Raw genomic sequence first — 22,802 nt, forward strand, 5'->3', positions numbered from 1 at the left:
CGGATGACAGAATAAGAGATTGCGGTATACAGTTTGAAGGAATAAAGGTATATGAATTTTCTCGCTCATCTTCACCTTGCCTCACTGGCAAACAGCAGTTTTCTCGGTAATCTGATGGCTGATTTTGTCCGTGGTGCGCCGGAAGATCAGTACAGTGCTGCGGTAGCACAAGGGGTCCGTCTGCACCGCAGGGTGGACACTCTGACAGATTCGCACCCGCTGGTCAGAGAAGCCCGGCAATTGTTCAGACCGGAATTTCGCCGCTATGCACCGATAACCCTGGATGTTGTCTGGGATCACTTCCTGTCACGCCACTGGTCTGACATTGTACCTGAGATCTCACTCACGGATTTTACACAGAATGTCCGTAAGATTATTGAGCCGCAACTGACTTTTACGCCGCCGAAATTTCAGGAAATGAACGAATTTATGTGGCCGCAGCGCTGGTTAATCCGCTATCAGGAAGTGCCCTATATCGGGCAGGTGTTGGCAGGTATGGCCCGCCGTCGCCCGAAACTGGCCGCACTCAAAGAGACTGATTATGATTTTATTAACAACTATCAGTCGCTTGAAAGTATTTTCTTCCGCTTCTATCCACAGATGATGGAGGCTGTAACAAAGCCACCTACACCACAGTAACGGTTTTTACGTTCATTCACACAATTAGCACTTGAACTTTACCCAAATAGCTCTATCTTATTTGGGTAACAGATAGAACAAGGAAGTATTGATAGGTAAAACCTATTATATTAATCGGTATTATGCACTTTAATACCCGCCTCAAATTCCTTATTCTATTTGCTGTTTTTTGCCATACTCTATTAATCTTACAGGAGTAAATTATGGTTCTGGTAACCCGTCAAGCCCCCGATTTCACAGCTGCAGCCGTTCTTGGTAACGGTGAAATTGTTGGTAACTTCAATCTGAAAAAACACCTGAACGGCCGCCCGGCTGTTATCTTTTTCTGGCCAATGGACTTCACCTTCGTTTGCCCTTCAGAGCTGATCGCATTCGATCACCGCTACGAAGAGTTCAAAAAACGCGGTGTGGAAGTGGTCGGCGTATCTATGGACTCAGAGTTTGTTCATAACGCATGGCGTAACACTGCTATCGATGCAGGTGGTATCGGTCAGGTTCAATACCCGATGGTTGCAGATATCAAACACGACATCATGAAAGCTTACGGTGTTGAGCATCCTGAAGCGGGTGTTGCACTGCGCGGCTCTTTCCTGGTCGACAAAAATGGTGTTGTCCGCCACCAGGTTATCAATGACCTGCCGCTGGGCCGTAACGTTGACGAAATGATCCGTATGGTTGACGCGCTGCAATTCCACGAAGAGCACGGCGATGTGTGCCCTGCACAGTGGGAAAAAGGTCAGGAAGGTATGAATGCATCCCCTAAAGGCGTTGCTGACTTCCTGAAAAAGAACTCCGGCAAACTGTAATCTCCGGTAGTTAAAAGATACAAAAAACCAGCCTCAGGGCTGGTTTTTTTATGTCTTATTTTTATGTCTTAAGTCCGGATAAAAAAATACTCCGCCGTAGCGAAGTATTTTCTTTAAACCACAATCTTATCAGGCGTGTTTCTGAACCGTCTCCGGCTCAGAACCCATCAGGCGATCAACCACGATGGACACCACCATGACCGCGAGCGATGGTGCAAGCCATGCCAGGTCATATTTATAAAACGGTAATGATTCAAACCAGGTTGGTATATATGCGCCAAACATTTTAGTCGTTTTCAGCGCGCCCATTGTCCCGATAATCAGGCTGACCAGCATTGCCGGTGCAACCACCCGACCCGGTTTTTTCCAGAACTTCAATGTGAAGCTCAGTAAAATCAGCACAATACATGGCGGATAAATCGATACCAGCACCGGAATTGAAAACGCGATCAGCTTGCTCAGCCCCAGGTTTGAAATCACCATGGAGAACCCGCCGAGGATCAGCACCAGCGAACGGTATGAAATTGGCAGATAACGGCTGAAGAATTCCGCACACGCACAAGTCAGGCCAATCGCCGTCACCATACAAGCGACAAAAATCAGTACCGCAAGGAAGAAACTGCCATAATTCCCGAAAGTATACTGCACATATTCATGCAGAATTTCCGCACCATCTGCCGGATTAGGAATAATTGACCCGCTGTTTTCCCCTAACTTAAACAGTGCCAGATAAACCAGGGTCAGCAACACCCCGGCAATCAACCCGGCCCACATGGTGTAACGGGTCAGAAGAGAGGAATTTTCCACTCCGCGCGAACGGGCGGCATTCACAATCACAATACCGAAAACCATCGCGCCCAAGGTATCCATGGTCAGATAGCCATTAATAAACCCGTTTGAAAACGCCATTTCTTTATATTCCGGCGTTGACATAATTGCGTCACCGGCAGGCCACATAACGGCTGCAACACCCAGAATCGCCAGTGCCAGCATTTTCACCGGAGCAAGCACATGCCCGACGCTGTCCAGTAATTTACCCGGATACAATGAAATACCGATAACACAGGCAAAATAAACGAGGCTGTAAATCAGCAGTGATATATCAGATTCCCCGCCGACCAGCGGCGCGATCCCGATTTTATAGGAAACAGTTGCCGTACGCGGTGTGGCAAAGAGCGGCCCGACAGACAAGTACGCCACAACAGCCAGCAGTAACCCTGCATATTTACCAACCGGCGTACAGAGCGCTTCAATCCCGCCCCCTACTTTTGCCAGTGCAACCACAGTCAGTACCGGCAAGCCGACGCCGGTTATCAGAAAGCCGGCTGCTGCCGTCCAGACCATTTCACCGGCCTGTAATCCGACCATTGGCGGAAATATAATATTTCCTGCCCCGACGAAGAGCGCAAAGGTCATAAAACCTAAGGCTAAAATATCTCTCGAAGTTAAACGATGCGCCATATTATGTTTGTCTGTTATTGTTAGTTTAATGTTAACTATTTAATAAAAATATCGGAAAATAAAATCCAACCCCCTGATTTGCCACTGACGACATCTCCTGCTGTTTTAACAAATCATTAGCAAAACATTATTCATTTAAAATAAATAACTATAGTGATTATAATTAAAAAACAGTGATATTAGCCAATAACACACTACAAGTAGAGCGTTTATAGCGAAAAAAGGCAAGAGTGAAAGCAAAAACCAGAACTTTCTGCCGAACTCTATTTCTAAAGCAGCGATTGCTGTTATGTAAGCTTCAATAAACACTATATGATTTGTTTAAAATTTAAACAGCCATTTAATATATGCTGAATTTATACCCAATATATTCCGGATGCAGGCTTTCCCTGCACCAGCGAACCTGCAGTCTGATTCACGGCCGGAGCCGCTTTCAGTGAGAGGATTTAACGATAAGCTTTGCAGGGATCGTAAAGCTGAACTCCGCACCCTTCCCTGGTTTACTGACAATATCCAGATGAGTGTGGTGATGCTGTAACGCATGTTTGACAATCGCCAACCCCAGCCCCGAACCGCCGGTCTGACGGGAGCGGGATTTATCCACCCGGTAAAAACGTTCAGTCAGCCGGGACAAATGCTCAGCCGGAATTCCCGGACCATTATCTTTTACACTGAAAACGGCATTGCCGTTATGCACAGCCCACCTGACATCAATGCGGGTATGCTCAGGTGTATGATTCACTGCGTTATATACCAGATTCGACATAGCACTGCGCAGTTCATCCTCATCCCCGAAAATTTTCAATTTTTCATCTATATCAAAGCGGATATCATGCAGCCCGTGACTAAGCGTCTGCGCTTCCTGTTGCAGCATCATCAGCATTCCCGGAATATCCGCAGGCTGATCAAACTCAGTTTTAACCGCCACCTCAATTTTTGACAGCTGCAATAACTGCTTCACCATCCCGTCCATACGGCGGGTCTGTGCCTGCATAGTTATAATTGCCTTTTTGTTCATCGGGTTATCAAAATCCTGATCAGCCAGCATCTCAAGATAGCCCTGTAAAACAGTCAGAGGGGTGCGCAACTCATGGCTGACATTGGCAAAAAAATCACGGCGGGAATTTTCCAGGCGACGTTTTTCTGTTACATCACGCGCCACCATCAGTATCTGTCCCTCAGCATACGGCATGATGCGCAGCTCCATCATGGTGCCGTTATTCAATTCAAGGGTCAGCGGCAGGGTAAAATCGCCGTGTGTAAGATAACGGCTGAAATCCGGATAACGCAGGAGGTTAAAGATGTGCTGCCCGTTATCATCCGGCCAGCGGAAACCTAATAAATTCTGAGCGTGGCGGTTACACCAGAAGATATTACCATCCTCTGTCATCATCACCACCGCATCCGGCAGGGACTCAGCACCACTGCGAAAACGTTTGATTAATGTGGCAAGTTCCCGGCGGCGCTTGCGGTTGCGCTGCTGTAACTGATAAATACCGTAAAAAATCGGTTCCCAACTGCTGCGCCCGGGTGGTGGCAACACACTGCGATCCAACCACAGCCAGTCAGATAATTTCAGTAAGTTATAACCATGCCAGAGTGTTACCGCAAATAATGCCCCGGCAAGAAACCAGCCGGTAAATCCGAAAAAAAGCGATAAAATAAGTGCGGGAAGGCAAAAGACCAGCAATTCCAGCACGATTTTTTTCCACGAAAGACGCTCAAGCACGCGCAATCCTCTTGCGGTATATCATTAGTAACGCACGGAAAAACGGTAACCCGTACCCCGGACAGTCTGTATCATTTTGTCGTGACCGTCTGTTTCCAGAGCTTTACGCAGCCGGCGGATATGTACATCCACCGTACGATCCTCGACATAGACATTTTCACCCCAGACATAGTTCAGCAATTGCTCGCGGCTGTAAACCCGCTCGGGGTGTGTCATAAAAAAGTGCAGTAATTTAAATTCAGTCGGCCCCATATCCAGCGGATTGTCATTGCTGGTCACCCGATGAGATGCGGGATCCAGTGTCAGCCCGTTCATAGCGATGAGGTCATCTGCTGCCATCGGGGAAATACGACGGAGAATAGCTTTAACCCTGGCAACCAACTCTTTTGGTGAAAACGGTTTAGTCAGATAATCATCCGCGCCGGTTTCCAGCCCCTTTACGCGATCTTCCTCTTCTCCGCGGGCGGTCAGCATCATCACCGGTATATCGCGCAGCTGATTATCACGCTTCATATATTTGATAATCTGGATACCCGTGCCACCCGGGATCATCCAGTCAAGCAGTACCATATCAGGAAACGGCTCGACCAGGCGGGCAATTGTCGCGTCATAATCATCAGCCTCAATTGGCTGATACCCGTTCTGTTCCAGTACAAAACAGACCATTTCACGGATAGGTGCTTCATCTTCAACGACTAAAATTCGTCTTGCCATGACTACCCCTGTTTACCGTTAATTTCATTTCATCAGACAGTGCCGCGATTATGCGTCACTTTTGTGACAGATTTATGAATATCGTCCGATACGTCTGTCTGTACCGCACAGGTGATGTCACCAAAATGACATATTACACAAAAAATGCGAGGGGTATCGAAAATAACTGTATAAACATCCAGTATCTCTTTTTGCGGACGTATTTCCGTTATACTCTGTTTTCTGTGAGCCGTGTACTGCACACACAAGTCGTTTTCCGGACAGGGATCAATAATTAATGAAGATTATTCACACATCAGACTGGCATCTGGGGCAATATTTTTACACCAAAAACCGTCTGCAGGAGCATCAGCAGTTCTCAGACTGGCTGATTAACCTGATTGAAGAACAACAGGTTGATGCGCTTATTATTGCCGGTGATATTTTTGATACGGCCTCACCACCGAGCTATGCACGGGAACTCTATAATCAGTTTGTCGCAAAACTGCAACGCACTGGTTGTCATCTGATTGTACTGGCCGGTAATCATGATGCGGTGGCAACGCTTAATGAGTCCCGTGAATTACTTGCCTGCCTGAATGTGAATGTCGTCGCCCGTCCTGATCCGGAGCAGGATCTTATCGTATTGTATAATAAACAAAAACAACCCGGTGCGATTATCTGCGCAATTCCGTTTCTGCGTCCCCGCGATATTCTGCTGAGTCAGGCAGGACAATCAGAAAGTGAGAAACAGCAGGCGTTGCTGAGCGCGATACAGCTTTATTATCAGTCACTTTATGACAAAGCCGTGGCAAAGCGTACAGAGCTGAACACCCATGTCCCGATCATTATGACCGGGCATCTGACCACCGTGGGCGCCAAAACCACTGACTCTGTCCGGGATATTTACATCGGTACCCTGGAGGCATTTCCGGCAGGGGCGTTTCCGCCTGCTGATTATATTGCGCTCGGCCATATTCACCGCGCTCAGAATATCGGTGACAGCGGCACTGTCCGCTACAGTGGATCGCCGGTTCCGCTGAGTTTTGATGAAACCGGCCAGGAGAAAAGTGTCTTTCTGCTGACCTTAAACGGCACACAAATCACCCATATTGAACCGGTTCCGGTTCCCTGCTTTCAGCCGATGGTCTGCCTGAAAGGCGATCTTGATACTATCAGCCGGGCACTGTCACAATTTCCTTTGCGGGATGAAAAAACACAACCTGTCTGGCTGGATATCGAAATTGCCGGGCGGGACTATCTGCCGGACATACAAAAACGCATTCAGACACTGACTGAACCTTACGCCGCAGAAGTGGTACTTCTGCGCCGGGAGCGCCGCAAACAACAGTGGCAGGAGAGTGATATTCTGAAAGAAACCCTGAATGAACTCACCACCGAAGAAGTTTTTGCACGCCGGCTGGCACTCAGTGACACCGAAGAAGACGCTATTCCCCGCCTGACCACGCTTTTCCGGCAGGTCTGTCAGCAGGTCAGTGAGGAGCAGAAGGTAAAAAGTGAATGAAAATCCTGACATTACGTTTCAAAAATATTAATTCCCTGCAAGGTGAATGGAAAATTGATTTCACCGCAGAGCCTTTCGCCAGCAACGGTTTATTCGCCATTACCGGCCCGACCGGTGCCGGAAAAACTACACTGCTGGATGCTATCTGTCTTGCGCTTTACCACAGAACCCCCCGGGTGGAAACGTCCGCATCCCACAATGATGTAATGACCCGTCATACCGCCGAGTGCCTTGCTGAGGTCGAGTTTTCTGTAAAAGGTAAAGCCTACCGCGCCTTCTGGAGTCAGCGCCGGGCAAGAGACAAAGCCGACGGTAATCTCCAGGCACCGAAAGCGGAAGTGGCAGAGTGCGCCACCGGAAAAATATTGTCCGATAAACTTACACAGGTGCGGGAAACCATCATTCAGATAACCGGGCTGGATTTTGCCCGTTTTACCCGTTCTGTACTGTTATCACAGGGAAACTTCGCCGCGTTTTTGAATGCTGATGATAATGAACGGGCAGATTTACTCGAAGAACTCACCGGGACTGAAATCTACCGAATAATCTCCCGTCAGGTATTTGAACAACATAAAGAAGCCCGCCATGAGCTGGACCGGCTGGAAGCACAGGCATCAGCCATCCGTCTGCTGACACCGGAACAACACCAGCAGTGCCGCGATGAGCTTGGTTCCCTGCAAACGGAAGAAAAAGCACAACGTAATCTGCAAACGGAGATACAAACGGTACTCCGCTGGTGGCAGCACAAAAATGAGCTGAATACAGAAACCGCACAGCACCAACAACAACATGCCACGGTTATACAACAGATTCAGGAAGCACAGCCACAGCTCATTTTACTGCACAGAGGGCGTCCGGCAGAAAAATTGCGCCCTGCACGGGACGCACTGATACGCAGCAGGGAAATGAGCTCACAGCTGGATGCACGTTTACACGAATTGCAGCAAATAACGGAAACAGTAACCCCGGAACTTTCTGCCCTGGGTGAACAGTATGAAACACAGCAAACTGAGTTAAATACGCATCGCCTCCGCTGTCAGGAACTGGAAGCACTGGCAGAAAATGAAATTCGTCCGCTGGATAATCAATTACAGCTTCTCAGCAACCAGTTGAGTACACAGCAACAGCAATATAAGAACTCGCAGACCGAACAGCAGGAACTGCAATCTCAGACTATTCAGTTACAGGAAAAACAGGCACAGATACGCCGTACACACGAACGTAACCTGCTCTGGCATAGTGAAAACCATCAGAAAGAAGCGCTTCCGGCAGCAATAGTACAATGGCAGCATCAGTTACAGGACAGGTATAAAAACAGTGAACAAATACACCTTACTTCTGAGAAATTGCAGGCTAACGAACAACAACAGAAGATATTGACCGCCACACTCAGCCAACTATCAGATAACTACACAGCAAAACAGCAGACTACCGCACCGCTGCGCTCACAGCTGGTAACACTGCAAACACAGTTGCAGGATGAACAACAGGTAACCGGAACCGATACACTCCGGTTACAGCTGAAACAAGCCGGTGAGCAGCAACAGTGGCTGCAAAAACTGTCACAGTTATCTCCGCAGACAGCTCTGCTGACCCGGAGCAAAGCAACCACACTGCGGGACGCAGAGCAAGCGCAGGAAGATATTGCCGCTCTCACCGCCTGGTGCGCACAACAAATTCCTGTTTTGGCTGAGAAACAACAGCATCTCAGTGACCTGACAGCACGACAGCAACTGGAGCAAACTATCATCAGTCTGGATGCTGAGCGTCAGCGCCTGCAATCCGGGGAACCATGCCCGTTATGCGGCAGTACCACCCATCCGGCAATAAATGATTATCAACAGATAAAACCGGATGACACCGCCGTGCGCCTGAACACACTGACACGGGATGTCAGGCTGGCTGAGCAGGCGCTGTCAGCAAAACAGAATTTACTGGCACTGACACAAACACAGTTTGACACTCTCTCCCGTGGCCTGCTGGAAACAGAGAGCAATCTCACACAACTGAACATTCAGTGGCAGGCAGCCTGCGCCGGTGGTGGATTTACTGCTTTACTGACCTCACCGGAAGATCTGCCCGCTGTCATGCAACAGTCTGATGAACTATATCAGCAGAAACAGCAGGAGCTGGAAAACCGTCTCGCGCTGGAAACACAGATTTTACAGTATCAGAATACACTGCAAACCGCGGAAGCTGACTGTGAACGCCTGTTGCAAACCAGGCAAACCACAGAGCGGGAACAACAATATCTACTGCAACAATATACTGAATATAACGCGCAGCTAACACAACTCCGGCAGCAACAACAGTTACTGGAAGAGACGCTGACACTCGCCGTCACTGCCCTCGGCTATACCGTCCCGGCCCCTGAACAAACGGATGACTGGCTGGCACAATGTCAGCAGGATAGTGCGCAATTCACCGCAAATGAACAGCATATCCGGCAAAGTACCCAACAATTGTCTGAACTGACAGCACAACAACAAAACCAGGATGCGCTTTCAGCCAAACTGACCCGCAGCCTGACTGAGCAATCTGTCACGCTGAATGAAATCAATAAGCAACACCAGCTTATTGCTGAAAAGCGCCGGAATTTATTCGGTGACAAAATTATCAGTACCGAATTACAACGAATGCATATTCAGCGGCAGACACAGGAAACGCTGCTGACCACGCTGGCACAAAAACGGGAAAAATTACAAAACAGGCTCTCCGGCTTACAGGGAGAGGAGAAACATATGCAACAGCAGCGGCAGGATTCACAGGCGCAACAGGAAAAAGAACAAATTCGTTTTCAGCAACACCTGGCTGACAGCCCGTTTGCAGATGAACCTGATTTTCTCGCAGCATTGCTGAGTGAAGAAGACAACCTTCGCCTGGAAGTGCTGGAAAATGAACTGAACCTGGCACAGCTGAAAGCCGCAACAAGCCTGAATGACAGTCAGTCCCGCCTGGCCCGGCATCTGGAAAATCAGCCGGAAACACACCGTGAACTGACACCGGAACAGCTTAATGAAAAAGAAACGCTTCTGGCACAGCAACTGCGGGCTCTCAGTGTCCGTGAGGGCGAACTGCAGGGACAGCTCAGCACCGATGATACTCAGCGGGTTCAGCAGAGTGGCCTGCTTAATCTGATTGCACAAAGTCAGCAGGAATACACAGACTGGAGCCGCCTGAACCTTTTGATTGGTTCCGCTGAAGGCACAAAATTCAGTCGTTTTGCCCAGGGACTAACGCTGGATTACCTTATTCACCTGGCAAATAAACGACTGGATAAATTGCACGGACGTTATGTGCTGCAACGTAAATCAGGCGAAAGCCTGGAGCTTCAGGTTACCGATACCTGGCAGGCCGATACACAACGCGACACCAAAACCCTCTCAGGCGGGGAAACCTTTCTGGTCAGCCTCGCACTGGCGCTCGCATTATCTGACCTGGTCAGTCATAAAACACAAATTGAATCCCTTTTCCTCGATGAAGGATTCGGCACACTCGACCAGGAAACACTGGATATCGCACTTGATGCCCTCGATAACCTGAATGCATCCGGTAAAACAATTGGTGTTATCAGTCACATTGAAGCCATGAAAGAGCGCATTGCAGTACAGATCTCTGTCAGAAAAATGAACGGACTGGGGATCAGTAAATTATCGCCGGAATATAAGGTTACGCCTGAGTGATATCTGACAACGCAGAGTTAAAGCTACAATAAGAAATTGATAATTATTGTGTTTTTTTATATTGACCGAATTTTTTGAAACATAATGTTAAATATTTTCGGTATGTTTTTTGATTCATTGCTTATATGCTATTGAACATGACGTAACAAGACAGCGGAAATCTGTTTTTCCGACAAAAAATTTCAACGGAGAGCAACATGTCTAATTCATTTATCGAGTTAATTAAAAAACGCAGAACAATCTACAGCCTTGGTAATGACCTGCCTGTTTCTCAGGATCGTGTCACTGCACTCATCAAAGATGCGGTAAAACACAGCCCGACTGCATTCAACTCACAATCATCACGCGTAGTCGTTCTGTTCGGTGAGAACCATAAAAAATTGTGGAATATTGTTAAAGATTCCCTGCGTGCCATCGTTCCTGCGGATGCCTTCGCCGCGACTGAAAGCAAAATCGATAATGCATTTCTGTCCGGTGCAGGTACTGTTTTGTTCTTTGAAGACCAATCCGTAGTAAAAGGATTACAGGAACAATTCGCACTGTATGCTGAAAACTTCCCGGTCTGGTCTGAGCAAGCCAGCGGTATTGCACAGTTCGCTGTCTGGACTGCATTATCTGAAGAAAATATCGGCGCATCACTGCAACATTACAACCCGATTATCGACGAGCAGGTACGTAAAGCATGGGATCTGCCGGAAAGCTGGAAAATGCGCGCACAGTTAGTCTTCGGCTCTGTTGCACAGGAAGCCGGTGAAAAAGCATTTATGGATGATGAAAACCGCTTTAAAATCTTTAACTAATTACACTGTGTTTTTACAGTGATCTTTATTGTCCCGTAATCATCAGGCGCTTTATCTGTCATAAAGCGCCGCCGTTACCTTCTGTACCCAACATCATTCAGGATGCGGGCTTTTTTTCAGGCTTTCGGCCACAACCAGGCCGCACCACGGACGCCACTTGAGTCCCCGTGCATCGCTTTACGGATCGGTGTATCACATTCGCCGCCAAATACCCATGAACGCATCAGTGCCGGCACAGTCTGATACAGGCGATCCACATTACTCATGCCGCCGCCGAGTACAATAACATCCGGATCCAGCATATTCACAGCCTGCCCCAGCGCTTTTGCAAGGCGCTGCTCGTAATTTGCCATCGCCTGCTCTGCAATAAGATCTCCCTGAGATAACCGACGGATAATCTCCGCGCCCTTACAGGTTTCACCACTCAGAGCGGCATAATCCGCCATAAAACCGGTGCCTGAGATAAACAATTCAGTACAGCCCGGCTTGCCGCAATAGCAATCTGTCATACCTTTAAACTGACGATCACTCTCACTCTGCCACGGCAGCGGATTATGTCCCCATTCACCGGCAACACCGTTGCCGCCACAGTGAACCTGTTCATTTAATGCAATTCCTGCACCGCATCCTGTCCCGATAATGACAGCAAAGACAACAGGAAAACCGGCTCCGGCGCCATCAACCGCCTCTGACACAGCCAGACAATTTGCATCATTGGCAACCCGCACTTCCCGTTTCAGTAATTCACTCAGGTCAGCATCAAACGGCTGCCCGTTCAGCCAGATCGAATTGGCATTTTTTACCCGTCCCGTTACCGGCGATAATGTCCCGGGAATACCAATACCGACAGAGCCTCTCTCACCCGTCGCGGTTTCAGCATCATTCACCAACCCGGCAATAGCCAGCAATGTCTGCTGATAATCAAAACGCGGCGTATCCACACGCTTGCGGAACAATTCCTGCCCCTGCTCACTCAGTGCGATCACTTCAATCTTTGTGCCGCCCAAATCAATTCCGATCCGCATATTGCCCCCTTGCGTGATGAATTTATGTTCCGGATATCATTATATAATAATGCAAGGTGACAGGCTGACAATCAAGCCCCTGCATATGCCCGGCATCATTCAAGTTGCAGGCTGGCATCACACCGCCAACGAACCAGCAGTTTGAATGAATAAGGGTGAGCAAACCGGCAAGATCCGGTATCATAGCCGGATGCTATCGTCACCGCGCAATGACTGTGCGCCATAAAACAGGACTGTCCGATGTGGTTTAAAAATATACTGGTTTACCGCCTTAGCTCCCCGTTCCCGTTGTCTGCTGATGAACTGGAAAAACAGCTGGAGCACTCGGCTTTCACACCATGCGGCAGTCAGGACATGATGAAAACCGGCTGGGTATCGCCGATGGGCTCCCGGGGTGATGCGCTGACTCATTCTGCCGGTAAACAGATCCTTATCTGTACCCGTAAAGAAGAGAAAATGTTGCCATCTACTGTGATCAAGCAGGAATTACAGGCGAAAATTGAAAGGCTGGAACATGAACAGCACCGGAAACTGAAAAAAACCGAGAAAGACTCACTGAAAGATGAAGTGGTTCACGCGTTACTGCCACGCGCATTCAGCCGTTTCAGTCAGACCACTATCTGGATTGACACTGAGCGCGACCTGATTATTGTCGATGCCGCCAGCGCCAAACGGGCAGAAGACAACCTGGCGCTGCTGCGTAAAGCACTGGGATCGCTGCCGGTTATCCCGCTGACCACCAAAGATCCGATTGAACTGACTTTGACCGAATGGGTACGTTCCGGGGATTTACCGACCGGTTTTGTACTGATGGATGAAGCTGAGCTGAAAGCTATTCTGGAAGATGGCGGCGTGATCCGCTGTAAAAAACAGGATCTGGTATCAGATGAAATCGCTACCTGTATCGAGGCCGGTAAATGTGTGACCAAGCTGGCGCTTGACTGGGAAGAGCGGATACAGTTCCTGCTCTCTGATGACGGCTCCATTAAGCGTCTGAAATTCAGTGATGAACTGAAAGATAAAAACGAAGATATCGATCGCGAAGATTTTGCCCAGCGTTTTGATGCTGATTTTATCCTGATGACCGGCGAACTGAGTGCCCTTATCAGTAATACCATTGATGCGCTCGGCGGTGAAGCCGAACGCTGATTTGACTGAAACGGGAGCCCCGCTTGTGGCGCTCCCGCTGTTTTTTGTTATTTATTATGCCCACGGCAACGGTGCTTTTTCATCATTTCCGTGCTCGCCGTAATAAATAGACGGCAGAAAACGGGACAGGTACGTAAATTCGTTATAGCAGTGTTTCATCAATCCGAAACCTATTTCATCCGGTAATTCTGTTAGTGGATCGTTGAGTGATGCTCCCAGTAAAAACCGGCTGCGCAGCACACAGCCAAATTCGGTGTCATACGTTATGTGCAACATTTTACCGTCAAGCGGATAGCCCAGCGTATCTGTTTTTACATCATCCCCGAACCCGATATGTGCACAAATTGCGGCAGAAAACTGATTATCAGCCCGGGCAGCGGCCAGCTTTTCTGCATCAAAAAAATCCGCAGCATCATTAAATTTCAGCGTTGCGCCGACCGGCGGGATCGGCCCGAGTGATTCGACTGCCCGGATAGTTGCGCCGATATAATTTTCACCTTTCTTCCAAACAGAATCCCAGCCATGATGCGCCACATGGTCATGCGGGTGCCACCAGCGGATATGCTGTGTGGTTTCAAAAAAAGTAAACCACCATGCCAGCATCCGGCCTTTGCAACCATGCAGATCCGTTCTGACTGATACAGTCAGTAAGCCGTCTTCGCTGCGCTCCAGCCCCATTTCCATCCTCAATGGTTCCGGGGATAATAATTCGTTAATATCATTCAGTGCCCAGGGTAAATTTTGTTTTTTAGCTGTCATATCGTATACTCCATAATTAGGAAACTAATTTCGTTTCCTAATTAATATCGTCACTGAACGGGTATTTGTCAATTGAGGATCGCACGTATGGCTACAGAACCTGCCACCGAAGCAAAAAGCCGGGGACGTCCGGCTGTACCGGAACAGGAACTTATCTCAAAAATTCGCGATGCCGCGCTTAACCTGCTGTTATCGCAAGGTTATTCAGCTACTACGATGGATGCAGTCTCAAAGGAAGCAGGGGTATCAAAAAAAACACTGTATCGTTTCGCTGAGAACCGGGAAGACCTGGTTGAGCGTATTGTCCGTGGCTGGACTGACACATTTGTGCCGCTGTTTACGCAGGATACAAAAGATAAAACTGAATTTTATCAATTGCTCACAGAGCATCTGACTGCGATGAGCCACAAAGTTCTCAGTGCTGAGGCGGCGGGTCTGTTTTGTCTGCTGAGCAGTGAATTTCCCGGACGGGAGACGCTGCTGGCGCGATATCAGACGGGAGGCATTGAGCGCGGACGCGCATTGCTGACTGAATGGCTTTCCCGCCACCGGACTTTTTTACCGCTGCCGGATCCGGCGCTGGTCAGTGACTTGCTGTTATCAATGGTGATGGCAGAGCCGCTGCGCCAGATTGCCCTGAAGCTGGCACCTCCTGCACCGGATTACCCGGTTGAGGCACGCATTACCGCTGCCGTCACATTGCTGAAACAGTGACAGACGCCGGCGTTAAACCGGCACCTGCCGCAGGGCTTACTTCTGAATAAGATAGCGGATTGTCGGTCCATCCTGCTGAATAGATAACACGGTATAGCCGTGGTTTTTCGCATCGAGCGGAATGTTATTTATTGACTGTGGGCAGTCACTCACGACTTCCAGAATTTCCCCGGGTTTCAGTGACGGCATGGCTTCGAGTGTTGCCACCGCAGGGTACGGGCACGGTTCGCCGACCATATCCAGCCGGTAATCCGGTACAATTGTTGTGGTATCTGTACTCATTTTAATTGCTCCTTAGTGTGCGGCAGCCGCTGCGGTTTCAGCCTGATTTTTACGGCGAAAGAATCGTTTTTCCCACATCAGTAATAAGATAAAGGCAAAGGCCAGTAACCCGTAAGTCACCAGCAGGCCGCCTGTCGGGCCAAATGTATCCAGCAGATTAACTTTATCGTAATCTGTTGCCAGTACAGGTGCGAGTGAATCCCAGTAATACGCAAGAATGGTTGCACCAACAATATTTCCAAGGCCCACCCACCAGAAGTGAACCTGACCTTCCACCGCGCGGTACATCCAGCCGGTTTCACAACCACCGGCAAGGACAATACCAAACCCGAACAGCAGGCCGCCGATAACGGCATTAGGTCCTGCCCAGAAAATTTTTGGCTGAACACCTAACTGCACATAACTGAAAATCCCGATAGCACTGACAGCCATCCCGAGGATAATTGCTTTTGCCATGTGGGTGCGCCCGGTTATCCAAACATCACGGAATGCGGAGGTAAAACAGATTTGTGCCCGCTCAATCAATAATCCGAAACCGATACCAAATAACATCGCGATACCCAGTTTTGGTGATTTAAATAAGGTGAACAGAGACCAGGTGACACACAGCAGAAAAATCAGCATACCAAGGCGAAAACGGCGCTTCGCCCGTTGCAGATCCTGAGTCAGCGGGGATGCTTTACTGACTTTTTGTAGTTTGACCGGAATACGGAACATCGGCATTAGTGTGAATTTTGCGCCAAAATAGGAACCGGCAGCGGTTGCCAGGGCAAAAAACCAGGCGTGCAGAGAGAATTGCGGAATACCGGTAAAGAAAGCCGCGAGGTTACATCCCATTGCCAGACGGGCACCGAAACCGGCGATCATGCCGCCGATAATGGCCTGCCAGATGCGGATTTTGTGCTGCGGAAGACGGATTTTGACATTATTTGCCCATAAGGCCGCGGCGATACATCCGGCAAACATGCCGATAATCATCATGCCGTCGATTCTGTCCAGGGGCGAGCCCTGCAAACCGATTACCTTAAAATACCCCCAGTTCTCCGGTTCTGCGCCGAACAGTTGCATTATGTGTCCGCCCCAGCGCGTAAATTCTCCGGTGACCGCCCAAAATGTGCCGGTTAATCCAAAATAGTATGTGGATAAGATGCCGGCGGCGATCACTGCAGGCAACGGCTGCCAAAACTTGACAAGATACGTTGATTTAAATGTAGACCAGTTCATTTTTTTACCAAAAAAAAAATCCCGACAGCGTCGGGAAACAATGTCAGGGTACGTGTGTACCAGTAGGATCTGACAGCGCAGATCCACCCGCAAATCATACGCCTGTATAACGCTTTGCGCTAAAAAATATTTACAGTGAATGATAAAGCTCAAAGATATCCGGGGATAACCAGTACAACGACAAATCGAAAACACAAAAAACCAGAAAATCATGGATAACATAAGCCCGGGGACGCGGGGATAACCGGCAAAGCGGAAAGTCGTTGTAAACACATCCCTGTCCGCTCGGATCGCGCCATCCGTGGCGCTTTACGCTTTCCTTTTTTTGCCGGTTATTCCCTTATGTTCTTTGGCACTGCAAAAACACCAAAAAAAACAATCTGCTAAATCATTCGTTTCACAGCAAGGCGGCAAATAAAAATCCCCGGGGAGCATACACAAGTATGTGACCCGGGGATTTTTATGACATCCAATACCGAAATCATATTTATCATATTGATATATAGTGTTTTTATATACCAAAAGACAATCTGCTAAATCATCCGGTTTGTGGCAAGGCGGCAAGTGAAGGATCCCGGGGAGCATACATAAGTATGTGACCCGGGATCCTGAGCGCAGCCAACACAGCCACAGACCGGAGGATGACGCAGATTAGCAGATGCGGGGTAGCGGCTCGTTATACGGGAGATCCAGGAGTCTCGTTGCCCCGAATATCCCCTGCACCTTCACTTTTTTCACTTCTGTTACCTGCCCGATGGTACAGGCATCCTGCCCCAGCGGGCTTGCGTGCAATGCTGCCAGCACGGCATTTTCTGCTTCCGGTGCCACCACAATCACAACTTTGCCTTCGTTAGCAAAATTGAGTGCTTCCAGCCCCAGTAGTTCACAGACACCGCGCACCGCGTTTTTCATCGGTAACGCCTGTTCTTCGATATTCATACCACACTGAGAGGCATCGGAAAATTCATGCAGGATCGCAGTGACACCGCCACGGGTGGCATCCCGCACAGCTCTGACGCCGCTGATGGCACGCAGAGGTGCCAGCATTGGCTCAAGTACTGCGCAGTCACTTTGCAGATCCGCATCCAGCCCGAGGTTTTCCCGCAGGTTGAGGATCGCAGCACCATGGTCGCCCAGTGTACCGCTGACAATAATTTTATCGCCGGGACGGCACTGTGCTGCTGCCCAGTTCAGTTGTGGTGGGATCACACCAATTCCGGCGGTATTGATAAAGATTTTATCTGCAGCACCGCGTGGTACCACTTTAGTATCACCGGTAACTATCTGAATTCCGTTTGCTTTTGCGGTTTCTGCCATGCTGGTGACCAGTTGTGACAGAATGTCAAAGGAGAGCCCTTCTTCAAGAATAAATCCGCAGGAGAGATAACGCGGAATGGCACCGCCGACAGAAAGGTCGTTTGCCGTGCCGCATACTGCTAACTTACCGATATTGCCACCGGGAAAAATAATCGGATCAATCACATAGCTGTCAGTACTGAATGCGAGACGATCGCCTGTCGCCTGTAATTCTGCCAGCGGGATCCGCGCCTGATCTTCTTTTTCATTCAGATACGGGTTAGAAAATGCCTGTAAAAACAGCGAGTCAATCAGTTGCTGCATTCCCTGCCCGCCGTTGCCCTGCGCTAATGTGATTTCAGTGATAGGTTTCATTTTATTCTCCGCGACGATATTGATAATAAGCCGCGCATGCCCCTTCTGAAGAGACCATCAGCGCACCAAGAGCCGTTTCCGGCGTACATGTTTTGCCGAACAGCGGGCAATCCACCGGTTTACAGCGTCCGGTTAATACATCACCGCACCGCGCCTGCGGATTGTCGGCAACGGATTGTGGCTTAGGCTGAAAACGGCGCTCAGCATCAAATTCATAATACGCCGGTTTCAGTTGAACCCCGGAATCGGCAATATTGCCCAGCCCGCGCCATTCACTGTTGGCTTTCAGTTCGAATACGTCTGCCAGCGCTTTTTGTGCCAGTAAATTTCCGTGTTCCGGCACAATGCGGCTGTATTGATTTTCAACCGCCATCGGCGTGGTATTATCCTGCGCCTGCACTTTCAGCTGGCGGATAACCATTAAGATGGCATGAAGTAAATCAAGTGGTTCAAAACCGGTGACAACAAACGGTTTGGCAAATTCATCACACAAAGGTTGATACGGCGTGCAGCCGATGACCATGCTGACGTGTCCCGGCGCGATAAAGCCGTCGATAAACACATCTTTTTGCTCAAGTAATGTACGCAGTGTCGGAATGATGGTGATGTGCTGGCAAAATACAGTGAAGTTTTTAAGACCGGCTTTTTTCGCCTGCTGCAATGTTGCCGCAGTGCCGGGCATGGTGGTTTCAAATCCCAGCCCGAAGAAGACAATCTCTTTTTCCGGGTTATCGCGGGCGATGGTCAGCGCATCCAGCGGTGAATAAACAATTCTGATGTCGCTGCCGTGACGACGGGCATCCAGCAATGAACCGCCGCGTCCGGGAACGCGCATGGCATCCCCGAAGGTACAAAAGATGACCTCCGGTCGTGCGGCAATTTCCAGGCAGGCATCAATGCGCCCCATGGGTAATACACACACCGGGCAGCCCGGACCGTGGACAAATTCCACGGTGTCCGGCAGTAATTTATCCAGCCCGAATTTAAAGATGGCGTGAGTATGACCGCCGCACACTTCCATAATCTGCAACGGCTGCTTCAGAGGATGTGGCCAGTCTGCCATTTCCTCATGGATCTGTGCCAGTAATTTTTCTGCCAGCGCCGGATCACGGAATTCATCAACAAAACGCATAAAAATCCCTTATTCCACGATTGCGCTGCGCTGCTGTGCAACATCACTCAACCGGTTTTTCAGCCAGGTTATCCACTCATCCATGCCTTCGCCTGTTGAGGCAGAAAGAACAATCACATCAATGTCCGGATTAACACGGCGCGCTGCATTTACACAGGCTTCAATATTGACATCAACATACGGCAGCAGATCGATTTTATTAATCAGCATCAGATCAGCGGCTGCAAACATATGCGGGTATTTCAGGGGTTTATCCTCACCTTCAGTGACAGACAGGATCGCCACTTTATGCTGTTCACCCAGATCAAAACTGGCAGGACAAACAAGATTCCCCACATTTTCTATAAATAACAGGCTGTTATCTGATAATTTCAGATGATGCATTGCATCATGCACCATCTGGGCATCCAGGTGACACCCTTTACCGGTATTCACCTGAATTGCCGGTACACCGGTCGCGCGGATGCGCTCTGCATCATTGGTGGTCTGCTGATCACCTTCAATGACGGCACAAGATACTTTGTCTTTCAGGTAATTAAGTGTACGGGTCAGTAAGGTGGTTTTGCCTGAACCGGGGCTGGATACTAAATTCAGTGCCAAAATGCCCTGTTCTTTCAGGTGTTCACGGTTATGTGCCGCGATCTGGTTATTTTTATCCAGCACGCCCATCTCAATCTGTACCATTCGTTTCTGGCTCAGACCCGGTGCGTGAGTTCCGGCTTCACCCATGCCGTAATGCATATTGTCATCATCGACTACCGGTGCAAATGCGGCGGTGTGCTCATGATCGTGGCTGTGATCGTGTGCATGGTCATGATCATGAGAATGGTTGTGATCGTGAGTATGTTCAGAAGAGTGACTGTGTTCGTGAGAATGACTGTGATCATGGGCATGACTGTGATCATGGGCATGACTGTGGTCGTGTGCATGATCGTGCCCATGGTCATGATGGTGTTCATCATGTGCTGCATGTTGATTATCCGACCCGGTTTCACGACCGCCATAGTAATAGTGATTTACATCCCCGCTGTGGTGGTAGTGGTGATGATGAATAATAACGGGACGGGAATAATTTTCATGGTCGTGATGGTGATGACCGTCGTGGTGATGTTCATGATGATCGTGATGGTCGTGGCTGTGACCTTCAATTTGCACGTTTCCTTCACTGCAACCGCATGTGCTGCACATAATCCTGGCTCCTGCTCGATTTATTGGCTCCGGCGCGGCTTTGTGGTCAGATTCGTGACAGGTGCTTGGCATCTGATCACGCTGTGTCGGGCAGTCAACATAAATAAAATATTATGCATACAGCCCGGTGAATTATCACCGGCTGTATGCATCCGTTATTAAGTATATTAGTAGCAAATCTGCGGTCTGCCCGCTTTGACTTTGCGCAGGACAACGGGATTTTCTCTGCGCAAAAAATGATATTTCAGATTTAGTGAACAAACACCATATAAACAGCTGCCGCCACAATGAAACGGTAGATAGCAAACGGAATAAAAGAAATCCGCTTAATCAGCGACAGGAATGTCTTCATGGCTATCAGCGCGACTACAAATGCGGAGAGAAAGCCGACCGCAAACATCGGGATATCCGAACTGCTCAGGAAGCTCCAGCTCTTGTATAAATCCAGTGCGGTTGCCCCCATCATCATCGGAACCGCTAAAATAAAGGAAAATTCTGATGCGGTGTACCGGTTAACCCCGGTCAGCATACCGCCGGAAATGGTCGCACCCGAGCGGGAAAAACCGGGCCACAGAGCCAGACACTGGAAACAGCCAATCGCAAATGCCTGACGGTAACTGATGTCATCAAGCCCGGTAGATTGTGCTTTTTTGGGTTTGAATACTTCCGCGATAATCAGCAGGACACCGCCTGCCACCAGGGCATACATCACATTGACCGGGTTAAACAGCGCTTTGATCTGATCACGCAGTAATAATCCCAGAACCACCGCAGGCACCATGGCAATAATAATATGAAGTAAATTCAGTTTTCCCTGAGTCTGCCCTTCATGAGGAACCTGCCCGAAATGGATACCGATCAGGGCAAACATCCGCCGCCAGAACATAAAAATAACTGCGAGAATTGAGCCGAGCTGTATAACCACTTCAAAGGTTTTTTCTTTATCACCCGTAAAACCGAGTAACTCACCGACAATGATCATATGACCGGTTGATGACACCGGCAAAAACTCCGTTAATCCTTCAACAACCCCGAGAATCAACGCATGCAGTAATGTTGTAAAATCACCCATATCAGGCCCTGTGCAAAAGAAAAAACAAGGCAACCCCGGAAACGGAATTGCCGGATTCGGACATCAGCATATTACGACCATATGACAGTTTAATGACATGTTGAGCCGGTTTATGACAGTTTCAGACAGCGCGTCGGCGCTCAATAATAACCCCGACTTCATCCGCCTGAGCAACCGCCCCCGGTTTTGCCACACAAATCCGTACCCATGGCGTACAAAAACGGGTAAGCAGCAGACCGGCAACCTCTTCTGCCACACGTTCCACCAGTGCGAAACGTTTTGACTGAACATAATCCATAATTGCACTGCTTACCTTTGCGTAATCCAGACAATGTTCTACATCATCACTCTTTGATGCGCGTTTATTATCCCAATGCATTTCGATATCGAACACCAACTTCTGCGTGATATCCTGTTCCCAGTCGTAAGCACCAATTGTTGTGAAAACAACAAGTTTCTTAATAAAAACAACATCCATCCGCATTTACCCCGTTTTTTTATGCTCATCGGATATCACTTCCCATGAAATATGCGTATTATCCATGGAGACTATATTACTGCAATTTACTGTCAATCAGGAGGAAGGCATGAGTGGAATCGCGCTTGCCATGATCATTTTCGCTTATCTGCTGGGATCTGTTTCCGGTGCGATCCTGATCTGCCGTCTTGCGGGACTGCCCGATCCGCGCCTTCACGGTTCCGGAAATCCCGGTGCCACCAATGTCCTGCGTATCGGCGGAAAGCTGGCTGCCGCCGGTGTTCTCATCTTCGACGTGCTCAAAGGTATGCTGCCTGTCTGGTTTGCTTACCTGCTGAATATACCTTATTTCTACCTCGGTATTATCGCTATTGCCGCCTGTTTAGGCCATATCTATCCGATATTTTTCCACTTTAAAGGCGGGAAAGGCGTTGCAACCGCATTCGGATCGATTGCCGCTATCGGCTGGGATCTGACCGGTCTGGTCGCCGGAACCTGGCTGCTGACAGTACTGCTGAGCGGCTATTCCTCTCTGGGTGCGATTGTCAGCGCGCTGGTTGCCCCCTTTTATGTCTGGTGGTTCAAACCGGAGTTTACTTTTCCTGTCGCGATGCTGTCCTGTCTGGTGCTTATCCGTCATCATGACAACATTCAGCGCCTGTGGCGCGGACAAGAGAGCCGCATCTGGCAGAAGCTGAAGAAAAAGCGGGCAAAAACAGAAAAAGAGATTATTCAGGAAGTAAAAGAGCAGGAAAAAGAAGATTAAAAAAAG

At 49.0% G+C, this 22,802-nt stretch carries 20 protein-coding genes; 8 read left to right on the forward strand and 12 right to left on the reverse strand.

The features are described from left to right. The first annotated feature begins 51 nt into the window (after positions 1-51). Together AYY17_RS16025 and AYY17_RS16030 are read left to right on the forward strand one after the other, a co-directional pair. Positions 52-639: an acyl carrier protein phosphodiesterase gene (locus AYY17_RS16025; RefSeq protein WP_067401519.1), complete on the forward strand. Its 588-nt coding sequence runs from the start codon at positions 52-54 to the stop codon at positions 637-639. 203 nt (positions 640-842) lie between these two features. Then, positions 843-1,445: a peroxiredoxin C gene (locus AYY17_RS16030; protein WP_067401517.1), complete on the forward strand. Its 603-nt coding sequence runs from the start codon at positions 843-845 to the stop codon at positions 1,443-1,445. Positions 1,446-1,574: 129 nt separating this feature from the next. Here AYY17_RS16030 and brnQ read toward each other — a convergent pair whose 3' ends face one another. The 3 genes from brnQ to phoB all read right to left on the reverse strand — a co-directional run bounded on the left by brnQ (position 1,575) and on the right by phoB (position 5,349). Beyond that, positions 1,575-2,906, reverse strand: coding sequence for a branched-chain amino acid transport system II carrier protein (gene brnQ, locus AYY17_RS16035; protein ID WP_067425241.1), 1,332 nt, complete (start codon positions 2,904-2,906; stop codon positions 1,575-1,577). 433 nt (positions 2,907-3,339) lie between these two features. Then, positions 3,340-4,635: a phosphate regulon sensor histidine kinase PhoR gene (gene phoR, locus AYY17_RS16040; protein WP_067425244.1), complete on the reverse strand. Its 1,296-nt coding sequence runs from the start codon at positions 4,633-4,635 to the stop codon at positions 3,340-3,342. Positions 4,636-4,659: 24 nt separating this feature from the next. Next, positions 4,660-5,349: a phosphate regulon transcriptional regulator PhoB gene (gene phoB, locus AYY17_RS16045; RefSeq protein ID WP_067425247.1), complete on the reverse strand. Its 690-nt coding sequence runs from the start codon at positions 5,347-5,349 to the stop codon at positions 4,660-4,662. 277 nt (positions 5,350-5,626) lie between these two features. On the opposite strand from phoB, the gene sbcD reads away from it, so the two are divergent. The 3 genes from sbcD to AYY17_RS16060 all read left to right on the forward strand — a co-directional run bounded on the left by sbcD (position 5,627) and on the right by AYY17_RS16060 (position 11,336). Then, on the forward strand, positions 5,627-6,853 hold the full coding sequence (gene sbcD / locus AYY17_RS16050; protein WP_067425250.1) for an exonuclease subunit SbcD: 1,227 nt from the start codon (positions 5,627-5,629) through the stop codon (positions 6,851-6,853). Beyond that, the gene (locus tag AYY17_RS16055; protein WP_067425254.1) at positions 6,850-10,536 is read left to right on the forward strand and encodes an AAA family ATPase; all 3,687 of its coding nucleotides are present in this window, start codon (positions 6,850-6,852) and stop codon (positions 10,534-10,536) included. The genes sbcD and AYY17_RS16055 overlap by 4 nt, the downstream gene beginning before the upstream one ends. 197 nt (positions 10,537-10,733) lie before the next feature. Next, positions 10,734-11,336, forward strand: coding sequence for a nitroreductase family protein (locus AYY17_RS16060; protein ID WP_067425258.1), 603 nt, complete (start codon positions 10,734-10,736; stop codon positions 11,334-11,336). A 116-nt stretch (positions 11,337-11,452) separates the two neighbouring features. Here the strand turns inward: AYY17_RS16060 and mak are convergent, their stop codons facing one another. Next, the gene (gene mak, locus AYY17_RS16065; protein WP_067425261.1) at positions 11,453-12,361 is read right to left on the reverse strand and encodes a fructokinase; all 909 of its coding nucleotides are present in this window, start codon (positions 12,359-12,361) and stop codon (positions 11,453-11,455) included. Positions 12,362-12,601: 240 nt separating this feature from the next. Here mak and rdgC point away from each other — a divergent pair, with 240 nt between their 5' ends. Beyond that, the gene (gene rdgC / locus AYY17_RS16070; protein ID WP_067425263.1) at positions 12,602-13,510 is read left to right on the forward strand and encodes a recombination-associated protein RdgC; all 909 of its coding nucleotides are present in this window, start codon (positions 12,602-12,604) and stop codon (positions 13,508-13,510) included. 54 nt (positions 13,511-13,564) lie between these two features. Here rdgC and AYY17_RS16075 read toward each other — a convergent pair whose 3' ends face one another. After that, positions 13,565-14,269: a DAPG hydrolase family protein gene (locus tag AYY17_RS16075; RefSeq protein ID WP_067425266.1), complete on the reverse strand. Its 705-nt coding sequence runs from the start codon at positions 14,267-14,269 to the stop codon at positions 13,565-13,567. A gap of 87 nt (positions 14,270-14,356) precedes the next feature. Between AYY17_RS16075 and AYY17_RS16080 the strand changes: the two genes are divergently transcribed. Then, complete coding sequence (locus AYY17_RS16080) at positions 14,357-14,983, forward strand: TetR/AcrR family transcriptional regulator (RefSeq protein ID WP_067425269.1); 627 nt, start codon at positions 14,357-14,359, stop codon at positions 14,981-14,983. A 36-nt stretch (positions 14,984-15,019) separates the two neighbouring features. Here the strand turns inward: AYY17_RS16080 and yedF are convergent, their stop codons facing one another. The 7 genes from yedF to folB form a co-directional block, all read right to left on the reverse strand. Further along, a complete protein-coding gene (yedF, locus tag AYY17_RS21640) occupies positions 15,020-15,265 on the reverse strand; it encodes a sulfurtransferase-like selenium metabolism protein YedF (RefSeq protein ID WP_067401497.1) in 246 nt (81 codons plus the stop codon). A 12-nt stretch (positions 15,266-15,277) separates the two neighbouring features. Further along, entirely contained in the window at positions 15,278-16,489 is a 1,212-nt protein-coding gene (gene yedE, locus AYY17_RS16090) for a selenium metabolism membrane protein YedE/FdhT (protein ID WP_067401593.1), read from the reverse strand. A gap of 651 nt (positions 16,490-17,140) precedes the next feature. Further along, entirely contained in the window at positions 17,141-18,160 is a 1,020-nt protein-coding gene (hypE, locus tag AYY17_RS16095; RefSeq protein WP_067425272.1) for a hydrogenase expression/formation protein HypE, read from the reverse strand. A gap of 1 nt (position 18,161) precedes the next feature. After that, positions 18,162-19,292, reverse strand: a complete 1,131-nt coding sequence (gene hypD / locus AYY17_RS16100; protein WP_067425276.1) for a hydrogenase formation protein HypD — start codon at positions 19,290-19,292, stop codon at positions 18,162-18,164. Between the two features lie 9 nt (positions 19,293-19,301). Further along, positions 19,302-20,480 carry a hydrogenase nickel incorporation protein HypB gene (gene hypB, locus AYY17_RS16105; RefSeq protein WP_067425279.1) on the reverse strand — a complete coding sequence of 393 codons (1,179 nt, stop codon included), beginning with the start codon at positions 20,478-20,480 and terminating at the stop codon, positions 19,302-19,304. 250 nt (positions 20,481-20,730) lie between these two features. After that, complete coding sequence (gene bacA, locus AYY17_RS16110) at positions 20,731-21,552, reverse strand: undecaprenyl-diphosphate phosphatase (RefSeq protein WP_067425282.1); 822 nt, start codon at positions 21,550-21,552, stop codon at positions 20,731-20,733. A gap of 121 nt (positions 21,553-21,673) precedes the next feature. Beyond that, positions 21,674-22,030, reverse strand: coding sequence for a bifunctional dihydroneopterin aldolase/7,8-dihydroneopterin epimerase (folB, locus tag AYY17_RS16115; RefSeq protein WP_067425285.1), 357 nt, complete (start codon positions 22,028-22,030; stop codon positions 21,674-21,676). 109 nt (positions 22,031-22,139) lie between these two features. Here folB and plsY point away from each other — a divergent pair, with 109 nt between their 5' ends. Then, on the forward strand, positions 22,140-22,796 hold the full coding sequence (gene plsY, locus AYY17_RS16120) for a glycerol-3-phosphate 1-O-acyltransferase PlsY (RefSeq protein WP_067401485.1): 657 nt from the start codon (positions 22,140-22,142) through the stop codon (positions 22,794-22,796). Positions 22,797-22,802: the final 6 nt, after the last annotated feature.

The sequence above is a fragment of the Morganella psychrotolerans genome, assembly GCF_001676055.1.
In the GTDB taxonomy this organism is placed as follows: domain Bacteria; phylum Pseudomonadota; class Gammaproteobacteria; order Enterobacterales; family Enterobacteriaceae; genus Morganella; species Morganella psychrotolerans_B.

Coding starts and splice junctions, on each gene's coding strand:
- yedF (WP_067401497.1), bottom strand. CDS start 15,265: ATGAGTACAGATACCACAACAATTGTACCGGATTACCGGCTGGATATG.
- AYY17_RS16055 (WP_067425254.1), top strand. CDS start 6,850: ATGAAAATCCTGACATTACGTTTCAAAAATATTAATTCCCTGCAAGGT.
- brnQ (WP_067425241.1), bottom strand. CDS start 2,906: ATGGCGCATCGTTTAACTTCGAGAGATATTTTAGCCTTAGGTTTTATG.
- AYY17_RS16075 (WP_067425266.1), bottom strand. CDS start 14,269: ATGACAGCTAAAAAACAAAATTTACCCTGGGCACTGAATGATATTAAC.
- AYY17_RS16030 (WP_067401517.1), top strand. CDS start 843: ATGGTTCTGGTAACCCGTCAAGCCCCCGATTTCACAGCTGCAGCCGTT.
- hypD (WP_067425276.1), bottom strand. CDS start 19,292: ATGCGTTTTGTTGATGAATTCCGTGATCCGGCGCTGGCAGAAAAATTA.
- mak (WP_067425261.1), bottom strand. CDS start 12,361: ATGCGGATCGGAATTGATTTGGGCGGCACAAAGATTGAAGTGATCGCA.
- AYY17_RS16025 (WP_067401519.1), top strand. CDS start 52: ATGAATTTTCTCGCTCATCTTCACCTTGCCTCACTGGCAAACAGCAGT.
- yedE (WP_067401593.1), bottom strand. CDS start 16,489: ATGAACTGGTCTACATTTAAATCAACGTATCTTGTCAAGTTTTGGCAG.
- bacA (WP_067425282.1), bottom strand. CDS start 21,552: ATGGGTGATTTTACAACATTACTGCATGCGTTGATTCTCGGGGTTGTT.
- phoB (WP_067425247.1), bottom strand. CDS start 5,349: ATGGCAAGACGAATTTTAGTCGTTGAAGATGAAGCACCTATCCGTGAA.
- AYY17_RS16060 (WP_067425258.1), top strand. CDS start 10,734: ATGTCTAATTCATTTATCGAGTTAATTAAAAAACGCAGAACAATCTAC.
- hypB (WP_067425279.1), bottom strand. CDS start 20,480: ATGTGCAGCACATGCGGTTGCAGTGAAGGAAACGTGCAAATTGAAGGT.
- plsY (WP_067401485.1), top strand. CDS start 22,140: ATGAGTGGAATCGCGCTTGCCATGATCATTTTCGCTTATCTGCTGGGA.
- rdgC (WP_067425263.1), top strand. CDS start 12,602: ATGTGGTTTAAAAATATACTGGTTTACCGCCTTAGCTCCCCGTTCCCG.
- folB (WP_067425285.1), bottom strand. CDS start 22,030: ATGGATGTTGTTTTTATTAAGAAACTTGTTGTTTTCACAACAATTGGT.
- AYY17_RS16080 (WP_067425269.1), top strand. CDS start 14,357: ATGGCTACAGAACCTGCCACCGAAGCAAAAAGCCGGGGACGTCCGGCT.
- sbcD (WP_067425250.1), top strand. CDS start 5,627: ATGAAGATTATTCACACATCAGACTGGCATCTGGGGCAATATTTTTAC.
- hypE (WP_067425272.1), bottom strand. CDS start 18,160: ATGAAACCTATCACTGAAATCACATTAGCGCAGGGCAACGGCGGGCAG.